Origin of the sequence: Priestia koreensis, from assembly GCF_022646885.1 — a bacterium.
GTDB lineage: Bacteria > Bacillota > Bacilli > Bacillales > Bacillaceae_H > Bacillus_AG > Bacillus_AG koreensis_A.
The window spans coordinates 4,469,351-4,486,491 of record NZ_CP061868.1 but is presented as its reverse complement, the minus strand read 5'-3'; the positions used below and the strand labels follow the sequence as shown (position 1 = coordinate 4,486,491).

Here is a 17,141-nt window from a genome sequence, read left to right as displayed (position 1 = left end):
TATGTAAAATCAGAGAGGAGATTATCTATGATTAGCCTAATTCCGCTAATGATTGAACGGGTAGGAGTTGTGCTGATTGTCGCCTTTCTCTTAGCTCAAATGAAATCGTTTCGTAAGGTTATTGATCAAAGCCAAACAGTGAAAGAAAAAATGATTCTTGTCGTTATCTTTGGCTTGTTTGGTGTGATGAGCAATTATACGGGCATTAAAATTCATCCAAACTCCATTACGGAAAATAGCTGGCTCATTGCGATTGAGCCTGATAGTGCCATTGCGAATACAAGAATTATGGGCATTACGATTGGTTCGATGCTAGGAGGACCTGTCGTTGGTGTAGGAATCGGTCTAATTGCCGGCCTGCATCGCTATTTAATGGGCGGTTTTACCGCTACAGCGTGTGCGATCTCAGCTATTTTAGCCGGAGGAATAGCGGGATACGTTGGTATGGTTCGTAAGCGTCGAGGCACAATTACAGCTCCCTTCGCGGTGATGATGGGTATCATCATGGAAATAACTCAAATGGGTCTTATTTTAATTGTGACAAAGCCTTTTGACATCGCGTGGAATTTAGTAAAAGTAATTGGTATTCCCATGATTATTATTAATGGTCTTGGGATGCTGTTGTTTATGATTATTATTCAAAACATTCTGCGTGAACGTGAAAAAACAAGAGCACTCCAAACGAGCAAAGCTTTCTACATTGCGGATCAGACCCTTCCATTTTTCCGTAAGGGGTTAAATCCCGAATCGTGTCAACGAGTAGCGGAGCTGATGCTAGAGCTAACGGATGCAGATGCGATCGCAATTACAAATGCAGAAGGAGTATTAGCGCATGTTGGGGCAGCTTCTGATCATCATAAGCCTACTCTTGGCTTTTCAACTGAACTAACGAAAAAAGTGTTAAAAGAGGGGACGGTGCTTATGGCAAGGAGCCGAGAGGAGATTCTTTGTCAGAATGAGCGATGTCCACTCCGAGCAGCAGTCGTACTTCCTCTCAGATTGCATGATCAGACAGTTGGAACGTTAAAGCTGTACTTTAATAATCCAAGTCAATTAACGGAGGTAGAAAGAGAGCTAGCAGAGGGATTGGCAAATCTATTTTCGACTCAGCTCGAGTTAGGAGAAGCGGAGCAGCAAAGTAAATTGTTAAAAGATGCTGAAGTCAAAGCACTTCAAGCCCAAATTCACCCGCATTTTCTTTTTAACGCGATTAACACCATTTCTGTTTTATGTCGCACGAATCCTGAAAAAGCAAGAAAGCTTTTGTTAGAGCTTAGCCACTTTTTTCGTAGTAATTTGCAGGGGGCAAGGCAAATGCTGATCTCACTCGAAAAAGAAATCGAGCATGTAAAGGCCTATCTCTCTTTAGAACAGGCCCGCTTTCCAGATCGCTATGAGGTGGATTGGAGCATTGAAGAGGGACTTGAGAATCAATTGCTGCCTCCGTTCGTTTTGCAGCCTCTTGTGGAAAACAGTATCCGTCATGCCTTTTCAAAAATGAAAAGGGGAGAAGTGAAGGTAGAAGTCTCAGCCGATCATGATCACTTACGTATTCAGGTTAGAGATAACGGTCATGGTATTTCTGCTGACAAGCTACAGGTACTGGGAAAGGAAACGGTTTTTTCGACACATGGAACAGGTACAGCTCTTGTTAATATTAAAGAGAGACTTTATGGAATTTATGGAAAAGAAGCGACTTTTCGTATTGAAAGTGAGGAAGAGAAGGGAACATCTATTCAGATCAAAATTCCTTTAAAACAAACAGGAGGGTATAGCTCATATGATGAAGGCATTTATAGTTGATGATGAACCTTTGGCACGAGATGAATTGAAATATTTGCTGTTACGAACGCGTGAAGTTGATATTGTAGGCGAATCTAGCAGTCTGTTAGATGCAATTGAACAGATCGCCGTATTAAAACCAGACCTTGCTTTTTTAGATATTGAGCTTTCACAGGATAGTGGCTTACAGCTTGCAGCTGAATTGCGTCGTCTCGATCATGTACCAGCCATTGTGTTCGCAACAGCCTATGATGAATTTGCTCTGCAAGCTTTTGATTTAGACGCTGTTGATTATATCTTGAAACCTTTCGATGAAGATCGAATTAGGAAAACAGTTCAGAAAATAAAGCATCAAATGCCCCATACTTCTGTAGAATCATCGGCAAAGGTTTCCCAAAGTGCTACAGCTGAACCACTAGTAGGAAAGTTAGCTGTATCTACTGACGAGAAGATTGTCCTAATTGATGTTCAACATATTCTTTTTGTTGCTACATCAGAAGGCAAGACCGTTATTCAGACAAAGGAAGAATCATTTAAAATTGCTGATACACTTGTGACCATTGAGAAAAAACTGATGAGTGATACGTTTTTGCGTGTTCATAGAAGCTATTTAGTGAATATCCATCAGATTGTTGAAATCGAGCCTTGGTTTAACTCTACCTATAATCTAGTGATGAAAAATGGATTGAAGGTGCCAGTTAGTCGTACGTATGTAAAAGAACTAAGACAACGAATTGGATTTTAACTCTTTTATAAAGCATTTCAACCCCTAAATTCTGCGTTTCATCTCCTATATCTCGCTACTTTCTATGAAAACGCTAACATTTTTTATTTCATTTGTTATAGTGAGAGCACAGAGAACGACAAGGGGGTAGAGAAAAATGAATGCGATTACAATGGTGATAGGATCGATTTGTATTTTAATGATTGCCTATCGTTTATACGGAACGTTTATGGCTGTGAAAGTCTTAAAATTAGATGATTCAAAGAAGACACCTGCGCATGAGTTAGAAGACGGGAAGGACTATGTTCCAACGAACCGATGGGTGACATTTGGACATCATTTCGCAGCGATTGCTGCCGCAGGTCCACTTGTTGGTCCAATTTTAGCCGCTCAATTTGGTTATCTTCCAGGTCTTCTATGGCTGTTAATTGGAGCAGTAATTGGTGGAGCCGTACATGACGCGGTCGTATTGTTCGCATCGATGCGTCAGCGAGGAGAGTCACTTGCTGAAGTAGCGAAGAAGGAATTAGGTCCTGTTGCTGGTTTTTGTACGGGTCTTGCGATGTTGTTCATCATTACCATCACGATGGCTGGTTTGTCCATGGTTGTACTTCACGCACTTGAACATAACCCTTGGGGAACGTTTGCGGTTGGAATTACGATTCCGATTGCTATGGGAGTAGGATTATATCATCGTAAAACAGGTAATTTAAAAGGTGCGACAATTGTTGGTTTTATACTCATTATGGTAGCCGTATTTTGCGGGCCATATATTCAAGATACGGTCCTTGGGGAATGGCTAACGCTTGATGTAAAAACGTTATCAATTATTTTACCGATTTATGCCTTTTTTGCAGCGGCATTGCCAGTATGGCTACTGCTTGCGCCGCGTGATTATTTAAGTAGCTTTATGAAAATTGGGGTTTTCGTAGCCTTGATTGCCGGTGTGTTCCTTGTGAATCCAACGCTTCAAATGCCTGCATTAACCGATTTTATCCACGGTGGAGGTCCAGTATTAAATGGTCCAGTATGGCCATTCATCTCAATTACAATCGCTTGTGGAGCAATTTCAGGATTCCATGCATTCGTTGGGTCTGGAACAACACCAAAAATGCTTGATCGCTGGAGTGATATTAAGCCTGTCGGATTCGGTGCTATGCTTGTAGAATGTGTCGTTGGGATCATGGCGCTTGTTGCGGCAACAGCTCTTCACCCTGGAGATTATTTTGCGATTAACTCCGCGCCGGAAGTGTTTAAAACGTTAGGAATGGAAACAGTTAATCTTTCAAAGCTAAGCCAGGAGATTGGCCTTGACCTCGAGGGACGTACTGGTGGAGCCGTCACATTGGCAGTAGGAATGACGTACATCTTCACGGATATTTCCTGGTTTGATAAATTAGCTTCATTCTTCTTCCAGTTCGTCATTATGTTTGAAGCATTGTTCATTCTAACAGCGATCCATTCAGGAACACGCGTTGCACGTTATCTTATCCAAGATTTTGGAGGCGCCTTCTATAAGCCTCTAAAACGTGTAGACTGGCTTCCTGGTAATATTTTTGCCAGTGCACTTGCATGTTTGCTTTGGGGATACCTCCTCTTTTCGGGAGATATCGGATCGGTATGGGCATTGTTTGGGGTATCCAATCAGCTAATGGCGTCAATTGGATTGATTATTGGTGCAACGGTTATCTTAAAAGTTGCTGATAAGCGCCGTTATATGCTGACATGCCTTATTCCATTAGCGTATCTATACGTAACGGTTAATTACGCCGGATATTGGATGATCAAGAACGTCTACTTAAATACGGCTGCATCAGGCTACAACGTATTAAACGCTATTTTATCAATCATTATGCTCGTCTTAGGAATTGTCATTATGATTACAGCTGTACGGAACTGGATTAAAACATGGAATAGTCCAGTTCTGCAGCTTAATAGAAAAACGGCTTAATAAATAGTGAAAAGGATAGATAGTGGATGCACAGGTCCACTATCTCTTTTTTATTTAGATCAGGAGGAATACATAATGGAAATTGGTTTTTTATCTGTATTAAGTTTAGGCTTTATTTTGGGTGTGAAGCATGCAATGGAGCCAGATCATGTTATTGCGGTTTCGACAATCGCTAGTCAAAGTAAGCGATTGTCCGTTTCATCGTTAACAGGTGTTTTTTGGGGGATCGGACATACTTCCACGTTGTTAATCATTGGCATGCTACTGATTTTAATGAAAGGTGGAATACCTGATAGTATCTCGATGTCTTTAGAATTTTTAGTCGGGATTATGCTTGTGTATTTTGGGATTTCATCGTTTCGTTCAGCAAAAAGAAATCAACAATCTGTTCAGCATTCTCACCATCATACGTCGTATAAGAAATCCGTATTTATGGGGTTCATTCACGGCTTAGCAGGGAGTGCGGCGATGGTGTTACTGACGATGAGTACTGTAAATAGTGTTTGGGAAGGCATATTGTATATTTTAATTTTTGGTGGTGGAACAATTGTCGGCATGCTGTTATTCACAACCATTCTAGGAGTACCGTTTATTATCAGCTCAAAAAAGGTTCGTTTGCATACAGGACTCATAAAAGCGGCTGGAGGGATCAGCATTTTGTTTGGTATTTACTACATGTACAATTTAGGAGTTAGTGAGGGTTTATTTAGCATGTGGTTCTCTGCCTCTCTTAAGTAGGAAATGAGAACTACCGATTTTTGTCTCTTCTTTTATAAAAATAAGGAATTTTGAGGAAAAATAAATTTAGCTTATCTAGGTCCCTGAAATTCTGATATAGTATTAATGTATACGCTTTCATTTTTGGCATATATCTTTACAAGTAGTCCCTATTTGAATGAATTACGAGCAATACTACGGATTTATATTGTCAGCATGTCTGACAATAGGATGGAAACAAGTTCCATAGAGTGCTATAACAAGACAAAAAGAAACATATAGGGGGGAGTTTTGAACGTGAAAAAATATCTACAGCGAATAGGTAGTTCTTTAATGTTACCAGTAGCGGTGTTACCTGCTGCAGCGATTATGCTTGGAATAGGATATTGGATTGACCATGACGGTTGGGGATCAGGGAATCCAATAGCAGCGTTCCTCATTAAAGGTGGTGGAGCGATTTTAGACAATTTGGGTATCCTTTTTGCCATTGGTGTTGCTATTGGGATGACTAAAGCGAAGGATGGGGCGGCTGCTCTTAGTGGATTAGTCGCTTATCTAGTGGTTACAACTCTTTTATCTCCGGGATCTGTTGCCATGCTACAAGGAATTGATGTGACCAAGGTTAACGCTGCGTTTGTAAAAATTCAAAACCCGTTCATTGGAATTTTATCAGGTATCGTAGCATCAATCATGTATAACCGATTTAGTCACGTTAAGTTAATTGATGCATTGGCGTTCTTTAGTGGGAAACGACTGGCGCCGATTATGTCTGCTTTTGCGATGTTAATTGTGTCACTTGTTTTATTATTTATCTGGCCGGTCGTATTCAGTGGATTAGTGTCATTCGGTGAAGCAATTAGTAAGCTAGGAGCTGTTGGTGCAGGTCTGTATGGTTTCTTCAACCGCTTACTTATTCCAATGGGATTACATCATGCGTTAAACAACGTATTCTGGTTTGATACAGCTGGTATTGATGATATCGGTAAATTCTGGCGAGGCGATGGAGTTAAGGGCGTAACAGGAATGTATCAAGCAGGATACTTCCCAGTGATGATGTTTGGTCTTCCAGCTGCAGCGCTTGCGATGTACCATACGGCTAAAACAAAGCGTAAGAAGCAAATTGCCTCCTTAATGCTCGCGGCAGGAGTCGCGGCTTTCTTAACAGGCGTTACAGAGCCAATTGAATTTTCATTCATGTTTGCGGCACCGCTTTTATATGTGGTTCATGCTGTTTTAACAGGTCTATCACTAGCAATCGCAGCAACTTTTCACTGGACAGCAGGATTTGGATTCAGTGGAGGACTGATTGACTTTATTTTAAGCTCAAGCTTACCACTGGCTAACAAGCCATACATGTTGATTGTTCAAGGTCTTGTATTTGCTGTCATCTATTATTTTATTTTCCGTTTCCTCATTACAAAGTTCAATCTGCAAACACCAGGTCGAGAAGATGATGAGGTAGTGGCAGCGATGGCTGAAGCTGCACCTACAAGCACGGGAACGGATAAGTTTGCTGTGATGGCTGCTCGAATTTATGAGGGGCTAGGTGGGGACGATAATGTTACATCGGTAGATAACTGTGTAACACGCTTGCGCCTTGAAGTAAAAGACATGAGCGTCGTCGATCAAGAAAAGATTAAGTCGACCGGTATTCCTGGAATTAATATCATCGGTCCACATAATATTCAAGTAGTTGTTGGTCCATCCGTTCAGTTCGTTGCGGACGAAATTGCAAAAATTCGTAAATAAGTAAAAACCCCCTTTTCGAAGGGGGTTTTGTTTATTTGGAGAACATTTCTTTAGCTTGATCAAGCGCCATTTTGTTTCCAAGCGCTGAGTAATCCAGCCAAGGCTGATCTGGAACTACATATACATGTTTTTCTTTTACAGGCTTAAGACCTTTCCAAATAGGACTTGCTTCTAGCTGCTTAAATGCTGTTTTCGCTTCATCATCACTATTGACGATCACGAAAATAGCATCTGCGTCATAATCAGGAAGTACTTCTTGTGAAATGACCTCATAAGGTCGATTTGTCTTTAATTTTTCCACACCGTTTGCAGGTGTAAAGCCTAAATCATCAAATAGAATTGGTCCCATTGGGCGATTTTTGCTAAAGACTCGAAGCTCCTTACCTGTTACTCGAATAGCCATTGCCTTGCTATTCTTCCCAACCTCCTGTTCAATAAGTGCTTTTACTTGTGTCCGTTCTTTTTCGTAATCAGAAATGAACGTTTTCGCTTCTTGTTCGCGATTCACTGTTTTGGCGATCTTCTTAAGATGATCTCTCCACGTACCTTTGTCTAGATCAAACACATGGGTAGGAGCAATTTTTTCATACTTCGATGTATCAGTTCCTGAAAACTCCTTATCTGCATAAATAGCAGATGGTTTTAGGGCAAGTAACGTTTCCATATCAGGATCTTTTGCTGACCCAAGTGGTTTTGTATTTTTTAATTGATCTTGCACATGCGGCAAGAATGTATTTAACGAACCGCCAACAACCGAACCAGCTGGTGTGATACCTAACGCTAATAAGTCATTTGTTAAGTGGATTGAGAGAGAGGCGATTCGCTCACTTCCACCCTTTTTAGAAGTAGATTCTTGTTTATCATTGTCTTTTTTTCCACATGCCGCTAGTGCCAGCACGACGATACTAAGTAAAATTAATAGTTTCTTTTTCATCGCTTCACCTTATGAGTAGTTTATTTGGATTTAATAAGTAAATAGAAAAAATAGGGTGCGCCAAGTGCTGAAACAACAACACCTGCCGGAATAGAGTTGGGCTCAAATATCGTTCGGCCCACTGTATCCGCTAGCACTAAAATGACCAGACCAATGAGTCCAGACAAAGGAATAGAGTACTGATAAGATTGCCCAACAAGACGGCGTGCTAGATGAGGAGCAACAAGGCCAATAAAACCAATGCCTCCTGCCATCGCGACGCTCGCACAGGATAAGCCTACTGCCACAGCGAGCATAAGAATCCGCTGTTTCTGAACGGAAGAACCGAGACTTGTTGCGACTTCATCTCCTAGTGAGAGAATGTTTAACGTGCGTGACTTTAACCATGTAAAAGGAGCTAACACAACGATCCATGGTAAAAGGGCAAGGACGTGCACCCAATCTCTCCCCCATACGTTCCCCACTAACCAGCGCGAAGCAAACGTATACGTTTCTTCGTTTAGTCGAAGAGATAAAAACAGGGTAATTGCGCTGAATCCAGCTGCGACCGCAATTCCTACTAGAATCATGCGAATCGGAATCGTCCCTCGATAGCGATCATAGGAAAGTCCTATAATCAAAATTGCTGCTACAACTCCCCCTAAAAACGTAAAAAGAGGAATAAGAAGAGACGCGTTATTTTCAAATGAGTGAAAGTATGTAACAAACACAATCAAACCGAATGCGGCTCCTGCATGTAACCCTAAAATTCCCGGGTCCGCTAGTGGATTTCGTGATATTCCTTGAAGAATAGCTCCTGAAATCCCAAGTCCAATTCCTGCTAACATTGTAATCAGAATGCGGGGAAGACGGTAATCAAAAAGAACCGTTGAGCTTGTAAAGTCCCCGTATCCGAACAATGTCTTCATTACTTCGAGCGGTGATAGTTTCAATGAACCTGTATTTAGACTGACTAGTATAGCGAAGAGACTTATGAGCACAAACAACGTATTCATCAGATAAGCTCGCTTTTGGTCACTACGAACAGAGTGTTTCATTTATAGTTCCCTCCCTATCTTACGAGCAATGTAAAGAAAAAAGGGAACGCCGACAAATGCAACCATAATCCCGATCGCTAATTCACGCGGAGGATTGACCGTTCGAGCCCCTAAGTCCGCTAAAACGAGCAGAATAGCTCCTAATAACGCCGACATAGGAATGATCGTCCCGTAATGCTCCCCTACAAGCTTCCTTGATATGTGGGGGATAACCAAGCCAACAAAACCAATTGAACCAACGGCTGATACAGATACACCGGCTAAAATAACGGCTAGTACCATGCCAATGATTCGAATCCGATTCGCATTAATCCCTAAGTTTGTTGCGATATCGTCACCCAACGAAATGATGGAGACCGATCGTCCTAATAAACAGGCCCAAATAATCACCGCAAGAATTACGGGAATTAACACGCGTAGATAGCTCCATTTTATCCCTGCCACGCCTCCTGCATACCAAAAGGCTAAATCTTGACTAAGATCGTAGTATATGGCAATTCCAGAGCTAAGTGAATGCAAGAATGCTGCCATAACAGCTCCTGAAATGGTAAGGCGAATAGGGGTTAATCCACCTGGAACAGCAGAGCCGATTGCAAAAATGAGCACCGTGCTTAATACGGCTCCAATAAAGGAGAAAATCATAAGCCACGAGTAGGGCATACTAGGGAAGAACGCAAAGCAAAGTGTTACGACAAACATTGCTCCTGAATTAATTCCTAATACACCGGTATCAGCAAGAGGGTTTCGTGTGATTCCTTGCATTAACGCACCTGCTACTGCGAAAGCAGCTCCCACAACTGCAGCTCCGAGTACACGAGGAAAGCGTAATTCATGAATAATTTGTTGCTCCGTAATGGTAGGATTATAATGAAATATGGCAGACCATACTGTATGAACCGTAATTTCTTTTGCTCCAAATGCGATTGCGAAAAACATACATAACGCTACTCCCAGAATCGCTAAAATGAATAAAAATACGGATTTGAGTACATTTGAGCGAGTGTTATTCTTCAGAGAAGGGTTATGCAACATGCTTTGACTCATCCTTTTTTCTTTTAGTGATATCTAGTGATAATAATTCTCATTATCACAATTATAGGTTCCATCTATAGTGAAATCAATCTATTTTACTAGTTTTTCACAGAATTGTTCTAAAATCATTCATTAACGTACTCTTTATGATTATACCGACACTACTAGATCATTTAAAGTATAATAAAACATAGCCTGTAGATTAGATGCTACAGCAAATAAGGAAAATGAGGTTATCTATGAATATAAATGGTTTTCAACAATATAAATTAAGCCCAGAAATTATGGACGCTCTTGAGCGCTTGCATTATACAACGCCAACTGAAGTTCAGGAAAAAGTTCTTCCAATTGCGCTAAACGAAAAGGACATTATTGTAAAGTCTCAAACGGGAAGCGGAAAAACGGCTGCATTTGGCATTCCTTTATGTGAGTTAGTGGAGTGGAAAGAAAACAAGCCACAGGCACTTGTTTTAACACCGACAAGAGAGCTAGCGGCCCAAGTACAAGAGGATATTACGAATATCGGCCGCTTAAAGCGAATTAAAGCTGTAGCGGTCTATGGAAAACAACCTTTCCATCGCCAAAAGCTTGAATTAAAGCAAAAAACACACATTGTCGTCGGAACGCCAGGGCGTGTCCTAGATCACCTTGAAAAAGGAACATTAACAGTGGACGCACTCCGTTATCTAATTATCGATGAAGCAGATGAAATGCTGAATATGGGTTTCATTGAGCAAGTAGAAGCTATCATCAACAAACTTCCTAGTCAGCGTACGACAATGCTATTTTCTGCCACGCTGCCTCCTGATATTAAAAGCCTGAGTGACCAGTACATGGATCATCCAGAGCGTGTAGAAATCGCTGCTTCAGGCTTAACGGCTGAGAAAATTGAGCATGCTCTCTACGTCACACCGGAAAGAGAAAAATTGTCTTTATTATACGATGTAACAACAGTTGAAAATCCAGATAGCTGCATCATCTTTTGCCGTACGCAAGAGCGAGTGGAAGATTTGTTTGAACGATTAGATCGTGCTGGTTATCCGTGTGATAAGCTTCACGGAGGAATGGTGCAAGAAGATCGATTTGAAGTAATGGAAGATTTCAAGCGCGGGATATTCCGCTACCTCGTTGCGACAGATGTAGCAGCAAGAGGAATCGACATCGAGAACATTACGCACGTCATTAACTATGATCTTCCGATGGAAAAGGAAAGCTATGTTCACAGAACGGGTAGAACCGGACGAGCAGGTCATACAGGGAAAGCCATAACGTTTGTGACGCCTTATGAAGAAGAACGATTTGTAAGTAGCATTGAGGAGTACATCGGATTTGAAATCCCTCGTCTTGATCCACCTACCTCTGAGCAAGTAGACGAAGCTACAGAGGCTTTCAAAGAAAAGGTAAGTGAAGTTCCGGATCTAAAAGAAGAAAAGGGAGCAGAGCTGAACGAAGACATTATGAAGCTCTATTTTAACGGTGGTAAAAAGAAGAAGCTTCGCGCGATTGACTTTGTCGGTACCATTGCTAAGCTGGATGGTGTAGAAGCAAGCGATATAGGAATTATTACGATTCAGGATATTCTAACCTACGTTGAAATTTTAAACGGAAAAGGCCCAACGGTACTAAAACAAATGAAGTATACGACGATTAAAGGAAAACAGTTGAAAGTACATGAAGCTCGAAATTAGAGTGCATGGTTTCTGACCATGAAAAAGGAGAGTCGAATTTCGACTCTCTTTTTTGTTATGCTCGTAATTTCTCTAAAACGATCTGTGCGTCATAGCCTGCTTTAAAATCAATCAAGGTTGCTTCTTTACCTTCGATTGCAGCTACTAAATGATCAGCAAGTGAACTTGTCAGTTCCTCGTTCGGTTCGATCATTGTAATCGGACTACCAATTTTTCCGCCTTCAAGATCTGCCCAGTTCAGAAGCGAGAGGGTGCCTTCTGTTCCATATGCTGTAAAGCGAATTTCCTCCTCGCCAGCAATATGGCTTAATCCGTCCACGATAAGTGGCGTTCCGTCCTCGAGCTGTAGATGAGCAAGAATGCCGCGCTCACTTGCTGTTGGATCGTCAGGGTATTGTGTATCTACGTCCATCACATTGATATTACCAAAGATGCGCTGAATTTGCTGAATGTAGTGTACGCCTACTTCTAAAACAAATCCCCCTTGTTCACGGCTTGCGATCCATTCATTTTGTTGCCAAGGTCTTGGCCATTGAGGAAAGCGCAGTTTTACTTCTACACGTCTCACATCTCCGACAAAACCATCTTGAATAAGTTGTGCGAAGGTGTTGCTTCCTGAGCTGTAATTTAGGGGGAAGTTCATTGCATGAATGATTCCTTTTTCATGTGCGCGTTCATACAAATCACGTGCTTCTTCGATCGAATTAGCTAGAGGCTTTTCGCATAGAATATGGATTCCTTTGCTTATTACATCTAAGGCAATAGCATGATGATACTTAGGAGGAACCGCTACGTATACGAGATCTAAGTCCAGTGACTCTAACATCTCTTTATGAGACTGAAAAGCTTGTACATTCTCAAGCTGTTGCTTAGTCGAAAGCAAGCGCTCCGCATTTTGATCACAGATGGCTGCAATCGTAATAGAAGGGTGTTGCACAAATCCGTTTATTAAGCGTTGCCCAATAGCACCTAAACCTATAATTCCAATGTTAATCATCGTGTAGACCCCCAATAGTATGTATAGAAGAAATAAGCTAGCAGACGCTAGCTTATTTCTTCGTATTATGCTTGTTCTTCAAATAATTTTGCAATTTCTACAATTACGTTTGTTGCTTTTAACATTGTATCAACAGAAGCGTACTCATAGCGTCCGTGGAAGTTTTCGCCACCGGTGAAGATATTAGGCGTTGGTAATCCCATGTAAGAAAGCTGTGAACCATCTGTTCCACCGCGGATTGGCGAGATTTTAGGTTCAATTTCTAGGTTCTTCATCGCCTTGTACGCAATGTCTACAATTTCCTTTACAGGCTCGATCTTTTCTTTCATATTGAAATATTGATCTTTCATTTCCAATGTAACGCGGTCTTCACCGTATACATCTTGCAATTGCTGTGCAGCTTTTTGCATCACTTCTTTGCGCGCCGCAAACTGATTTTTATCAAAATCACGAATGATGTATTGAAGCTTTGTTTCTTCCACATCGCCGCTCATGGAGAGCAAATGATAGAAGCCTTCGTACCCTTCAGTCGATTCTGGTGCTTCTTCGACAGGAAGCTTTTGATTAAATTCCATCGCAATTTTTGTGGAGTTAATCATTTTCCCTTTTGCCGTTCCTGGATGAATGTTTTTCCCTTTGACTACTAGCGTAGCGCTCGCAGCGTTAAAGCTTTCATACTCAAGCTCACCTAACGGACCGCCATCTACTGTGTAAGCAAACGTTGCACCAAAGGCTTGTACATCAAACTTATGGGGTCCACGTCCGATTTCTTCATCTGGTGTGAACGCAACGCGAACCTTCCCATGCTTGATTTCAGGATGCTTAATTAAATAAGCCATCGCCGTCATAATTTCTGTAATACCGGCCTTGTTATCAGCACCTAATAGTGTTGTACCATCCGTTGTAATTAGGGTATGGCCTTTGTAGTTATGTAGATTAGGGAAATCTTTTGGTGAAAGGACAATATGTAAAGCCTCGTTTAATACAATATCGTTCCCATCGTAATTCTCAACAACCTGAGGCTTTACATTTTTACCAGTGAAATCAGTGGCTGTATCAACATGCGCTAAAAATCCAATCGTCGGAACGTCTTTTTCTGTATTAGAAGGTAGAGTTGCCATCACGTAGCCGTTGTCATCAATCGTCACTTCATGCATCCCAATTTCTTTCAATTCTTCTACAAGCATATTGGCAAGAGTTAATTGTCCAGGTGTAGAGGGGCAAGTCTCGCTTTCACTATCTGACTGTGTATCAACCTGTACGTAGGTTGACAGGCGTTTAATTAGTTCGTCTTTCATATGTTCCACTCCTTTTGTTCATTTACCATACCACTATTTTATCACGCAAAAAGAGCAACAACACGTTTGGTGTTTATGAATATGTTAAAAAATTTTAATATTCTAATTCTTGTTGGTGTATAGAAGAATTTTATAAAAGAGCGAGGATAATTTGAGAGCTTGTTCTTCGATCTGGTCATAGATGGTAATGCTTGAATAAAAGTGACCGCTTAAGATAAAGATGGATGCTGTTTTAAGAAGGGTTAAATAGTGTGCAAAAATCTGTTGAACCCATTCATTTGGTTGATAAGGATGAATTTCATAAAGGAAGTCAGCAAGGTGATGGGCGTTTAAAAACCAGTCGTGCTCAATTTTTTCAGCTTCTGCGGCATTCTCTTTTGATGATCTTACTAGTTCAATCATCATTTGAAGGTGCTTTTGAAGAAGCTTAGTCAATTGATCTCCTTTTTCCTTTCCGCAGTATTCTGCAAATAAAGAGCCCATATCAAGAGCATTCCGGAACAGTCTTGTTGTTGTGAGAGATTCATCAGGAAGGTCAAAAGCGATACTGATCATGATCATTCGTGTCCAAGCCATTTGTTCTGTCCACAATAGGTGTAGCGTTGTTTGAGTCTTTTTGCTGATTTTGTTTCGATGTGAGGGGGGAATAATAGAAGGAAGAATTGGTTTTGTGAAAGATGCCGTAGATAAAAAGGAATGGCAGGGGCAAAACCAGCTTGAACGAGCAGAACGGTTTATGCTCATACTTGCGTTCACATAACAAAGGGGGATGTATGAAACAAAGTAGCACATTGGACAATGCAACTCCTTTAAGGAATTTGACTTTCTATACTAAGATAAATACATCTTAAAAATGTTGAACTACTATGTTCATATGAAGAAAGGAAGTTAACTATGCCAGAAGGTCCTGAAATTAGACGAGCAGCCGACCAGGTTGAAAAAGCACTTGTTTCTTTTCCTGTTCATGAACTATCTTTTGCCTTTCCACATCTTCAGGAATATGAAGAGATGTTTGCAGGAGCTCGTGTAAAACGTGTGGATACGAAGGGGAAAGCGATGTTGATTCGATTTGATAATGGATATACGATTTATTCGCATAACCAGCTGTATGGGAAATGGTATGTACGATCAGCTTATCATTATCCAAAAACAAATCGGCAGCTAAGGCTCGCGATTCATAATGAAAAGAAGTCGGCGTTACTCTATAGCGCATCAGATATCGAGGTCCTGCGTGATGAAGAAGTAGATGATCATCCCTTTATCTCAAAAGTAGGACCCGATATTTTAAGTGAAGATGTAACCACATTCCAGTTGCTTGAGAGAATGAAATCCAAGCGCTTTTATAAGAGAAAGTGGACATCCCTTTTATTGGATCAATCATTTGTAGCGGGAATCGGAAACTACCTGCGTAGCGAAATTTTATTTGTGGCTGGGATTCATCCAGACCTTCGTCCTGTAGATTGTACGGAGGAACAGCTTCAAAAAGCAGCAAGCGCGATTATTGAATTAACAAAGCGTTCATATGAGACAGGTGGGATTACCAATGATGTGGCCCTCGCGAATAAGTTAAAAGAAAAAGGTCTTACTCGTGCCAATTATCGACATTGGGTATTTAATCGAGAAGGTCAAGCCTGTCGCATAGATGGAACTGAAATCATTAAAATCGTTGCTGCTTCAAGAAGATGCTATTATTGTCCAACGTGCCAACCGAAACTAGGCTGACTGTATCACTTGTCAGCCTCTTATTCTTCGGTAGGAAGGGCCCAAACTGAAACACTTCCACCGTTTACAGGAAATGTAGCAAAGCCGTCTTCTTCAATTGTAATCGTATCCTCTCGATTACCGGTAAGATCCTTCCATTCTTCACCTGCACGATTTTCCCCAACGAACATTCTTTTCTCACCGTTGTCACCATTGGATAGAATGACCGCACACCCTGAACCCGATAGCTCATCTATTCCTCGGCGAACCCAACCGATCGTGTTTGGGTGATCAAAGTAATCATCCTGTTCCCCGTATGCTTTCTCATAGCGAGCATAAAGCAGAGGATCAATGGCTTCTTTCTTTCCTTCAATCGGCTCGTCCCCGTTAATGCCTAAGTAATCTCCGTAAAATAAGCAAGGATAGCCGTCAGCACGAAGTAAAATGAGGGCATACGCGCTTTGCTTAAACCAGTCGTCTATCCACGATTCTAGGGACTCATTTGGCTGTGAATCATGGTTGTCCACAAACGTAACGGCCTGAAGAGGATTGGTTTGTACGAGTGTATCATTGAATATCGTCGTTAAATCAAAGTCTCGTCCCATTTTAGATGCCTCGTGAAGATTGTAGTGTAGCATCACATCGAATAAATCAAGCTGGTAATCGACGTTATTTAAAAACTCCTCACAAGCCTCAAGGTCGTTGTTCCAAAATTCACCGAATATATAAAAAGGGCGGTTGGCTGTATCTGTTACTTCTTTCACAAATGATTCCACAAAGCGGTGATCGATATGTTTAATCGCATCCAATCTGTATCCGTCACACCCAAGCGTTTCCTGTAACCATTTGCCCCATTTAATCATTTCTTCTCTTACTTCTGGGTGTGCGTAATCGATATTTGCAAACATCAAATAATCATAGTTTCCAAACTCATCATCCACACGGTTATTCCATGATTTGTTTTCTCCTAAAATGCGAAATACACCTTTTTTCCCTGTTTTCTGGTCAAAGTCTGTCCCGTTAAAGTGATTAAAGTTCCAAGTAAAAGAAGAATACTTCTGTTCTCGGTTCGGGAAGGTAAATTTCGTCCAACCCTCTATATCAAACGGTTCGGAAATTTCTGTTTCACGGTCATTGGGGTCGACTTCAATGACTTGAAATGTTTCCGTCTCATCGGCAGCTGCCTTATGATTCATCACTACGTCTACATACACATTAATCCCATGATCATGACAGGCTTTAATGGCCTCCTCTAGCTCTTCTTTTGTTCCGTATTTGGTTCGTCGTTCGCCTTTTTGATCAAACTCACCTAAATCGTACAAATCGTAAACAGCATAGCCAGTATCTTGAGGAGACTCTGCCTTTGTGATAGGAGGAATCCACACCGAATCAATCCCTCGCTTCTTAAGTTCAGGTGCCCATTCTTTCAGATGGTTCCAATGCTCTCCATCTGCTTCAATATGCCATTCAAAGAACTGTATCATCGTATGATTACGTTCCATATTACCCCCTCCTTATTTAAAGGCTATAT

At 41.2% G+C, this 17,141-nt stretch carries 14 protein-coding genes; 7 read left to right on the top strand and 7 right to left on the bottom strand.

The genetic code is table 11. The features are described 5' to 3' along the window. The first annotated feature begins 27 nt into the window (after positions 1-27). The 5 genes from IE339_RS23310 to nagE all read left to right on the top strand — a co-directional run bounded on the left by IE339_RS23310 (position 28) and on the right by nagE (position 6,923). Positions 28-1,803, top strand: coding sequence for a sensor histidine kinase (locus tag IE339_RS23310; RefSeq protein WP_242172457.1), 1,776 nt, complete (start codon positions 28-30; stop codon positions 1,801-1,803). Further along, on the top strand, positions 1,781-2,527 hold the full coding sequence (locus IE339_RS23305; RefSeq protein WP_242172451.1) for a LytR/AlgR family response regulator transcription factor: 747 nt from the start codon (positions 1,781-1,783) through the stop codon (positions 2,525-2,527). The genes IE339_RS23310 and IE339_RS23305 overlap by 23 nt, the downstream gene beginning before the upstream one ends. 136 nt (positions 2,528-2,663) lie before the next feature. After that, the gene (locus IE339_RS23300; protein ID WP_242172449.1) at positions 2,664-4,457 is read left to right on the top strand and encodes a carbon starvation CstA family protein; all 1,794 of its coding nucleotides are present in this window, start codon (positions 2,664-2,666) and stop codon (positions 4,455-4,457) included. A 75-nt stretch (positions 4,458-4,532) separates the two neighbouring features. Then, positions 4,533-5,195: a LysE family transporter gene (locus IE339_RS23295; protein WP_242172447.1), complete on the top strand. Its 663-nt coding sequence runs from the start codon at positions 4,533-4,535 to the stop codon at positions 5,193-5,195. A gap of 276 nt (positions 5,196-5,471) precedes the next feature. Next, entirely contained in the window at positions 5,472-6,923 is a 1,452-nt protein-coding gene (nagE, locus tag IE339_RS23290; RefSeq protein ID WP_242172445.1) for an N-acetylglucosamine-specific PTS transporter subunit IIBC, read from the top strand. Positions 6,924-6,954: 31 nt separating this feature from the next. Here nagE and IE339_RS23285 read toward each other — a convergent pair whose 3' ends face one another. The 3 genes from IE339_RS23285 to IE339_RS23275 are packed head-to-tail and all read right to left on the bottom strand — an operon-like array spanning position 6,955 to position 9,926. Continuing rightward, positions 6,955-7,857, bottom strand: a complete 903-nt coding sequence (locus IE339_RS23285; RefSeq protein ID WP_242172443.1) for an ABC transporter substrate-binding protein — start codon at positions 7,855-7,857, stop codon at positions 6,955-6,957. 20 nt (positions 7,858-7,877) lie between these two features. Then, positions 7,878-8,894, bottom strand: coding sequence for a FecCD family ABC transporter permease (locus IE339_RS23280; protein WP_242172439.1), 1,017 nt, complete (start codon positions 8,892-8,894; stop codon positions 7,878-7,880). Further along, positions 8,895-9,926 carry a FecCD family ABC transporter permease gene (locus IE339_RS23275; RefSeq protein WP_242172435.1) on the bottom strand — a complete coding sequence of 344 codons (1,032 nt, stop codon included), beginning with the start codon at positions 9,924-9,926 and terminating at the stop codon, positions 8,895-8,897. Between the two features lie 239 nt (positions 9,927-10,165). Between IE339_RS23275 and IE339_RS23270 the strand changes: the two genes are divergently transcribed. After that, positions 10,166-11,614 carry a DEAD/DEAH box helicase gene (locus tag IE339_RS23270; protein WP_242172433.1) on the top strand — a complete coding sequence of 483 codons (1,449 nt, stop codon included), beginning with the start codon at positions 10,166-10,168 and terminating at the stop codon, positions 11,612-11,614. Between the two features lie 55 nt (positions 11,615-11,669). On the opposite strand, the gene IE339_RS23265 is transcribed toward IE339_RS23270, so the two are convergent. From IE339_RS23265 to IE339_RS23255, 3 genes are all read right to left on the bottom strand, one after another. Further along, the gene (locus IE339_RS23265; protein WP_242172431.1) at positions 11,670-12,611 is read right to left on the bottom strand and encodes a Gfo/Idh/MocA family protein; all 942 of its coding nucleotides are present in this window, start codon (positions 12,609-12,611) and stop codon (positions 11,670-11,672) included. A 65-nt stretch (positions 12,612-12,676) separates the two neighbouring features. Beyond that, positions 12,677-13,909, bottom strand: a complete 1,233-nt coding sequence (gene pepT, locus IE339_RS23260) for a peptidase T (RefSeq protein WP_242172429.1) — start codon at positions 13,907-13,909, stop codon at positions 12,677-12,679. Positions 13,910-14,011: 102 nt separating this feature from the next. Next, complete coding sequence (locus IE339_RS23255) at positions 14,012-14,485, bottom strand: acetylglutamate kinase (RefSeq protein WP_242172427.1); 474 nt, start codon at positions 14,483-14,485, stop codon at positions 14,012-14,014. A 318-nt stretch (positions 14,486-14,803) separates the two neighbouring features. Here IE339_RS23255 and nei point away from each other — a divergent pair, with 318 nt between their 5' ends. Beyond that, complete coding sequence (nei, locus tag IE339_RS23250; protein WP_242172425.1) at positions 14,804-15,631, top strand: endonuclease VIII; 828 nt, start codon at positions 14,804-14,806, stop codon at positions 15,629-15,631. Positions 15,632-15,651: 20 nt separating this feature from the next. Here the strand turns inward: nei and IE339_RS23245 are convergent, their stop codons facing one another. Beyond that, positions 15,652-17,112 carry an alpha-amylase gene (locus IE339_RS23245; protein ID WP_242172424.1) on the bottom strand — a complete coding sequence of 487 codons (1,461 nt, stop codon included), beginning with the start codon at positions 17,110-17,112 and terminating at the stop codon, positions 15,652-15,654. Positions 17,113-17,141: the final 29 nt, after the last annotated feature.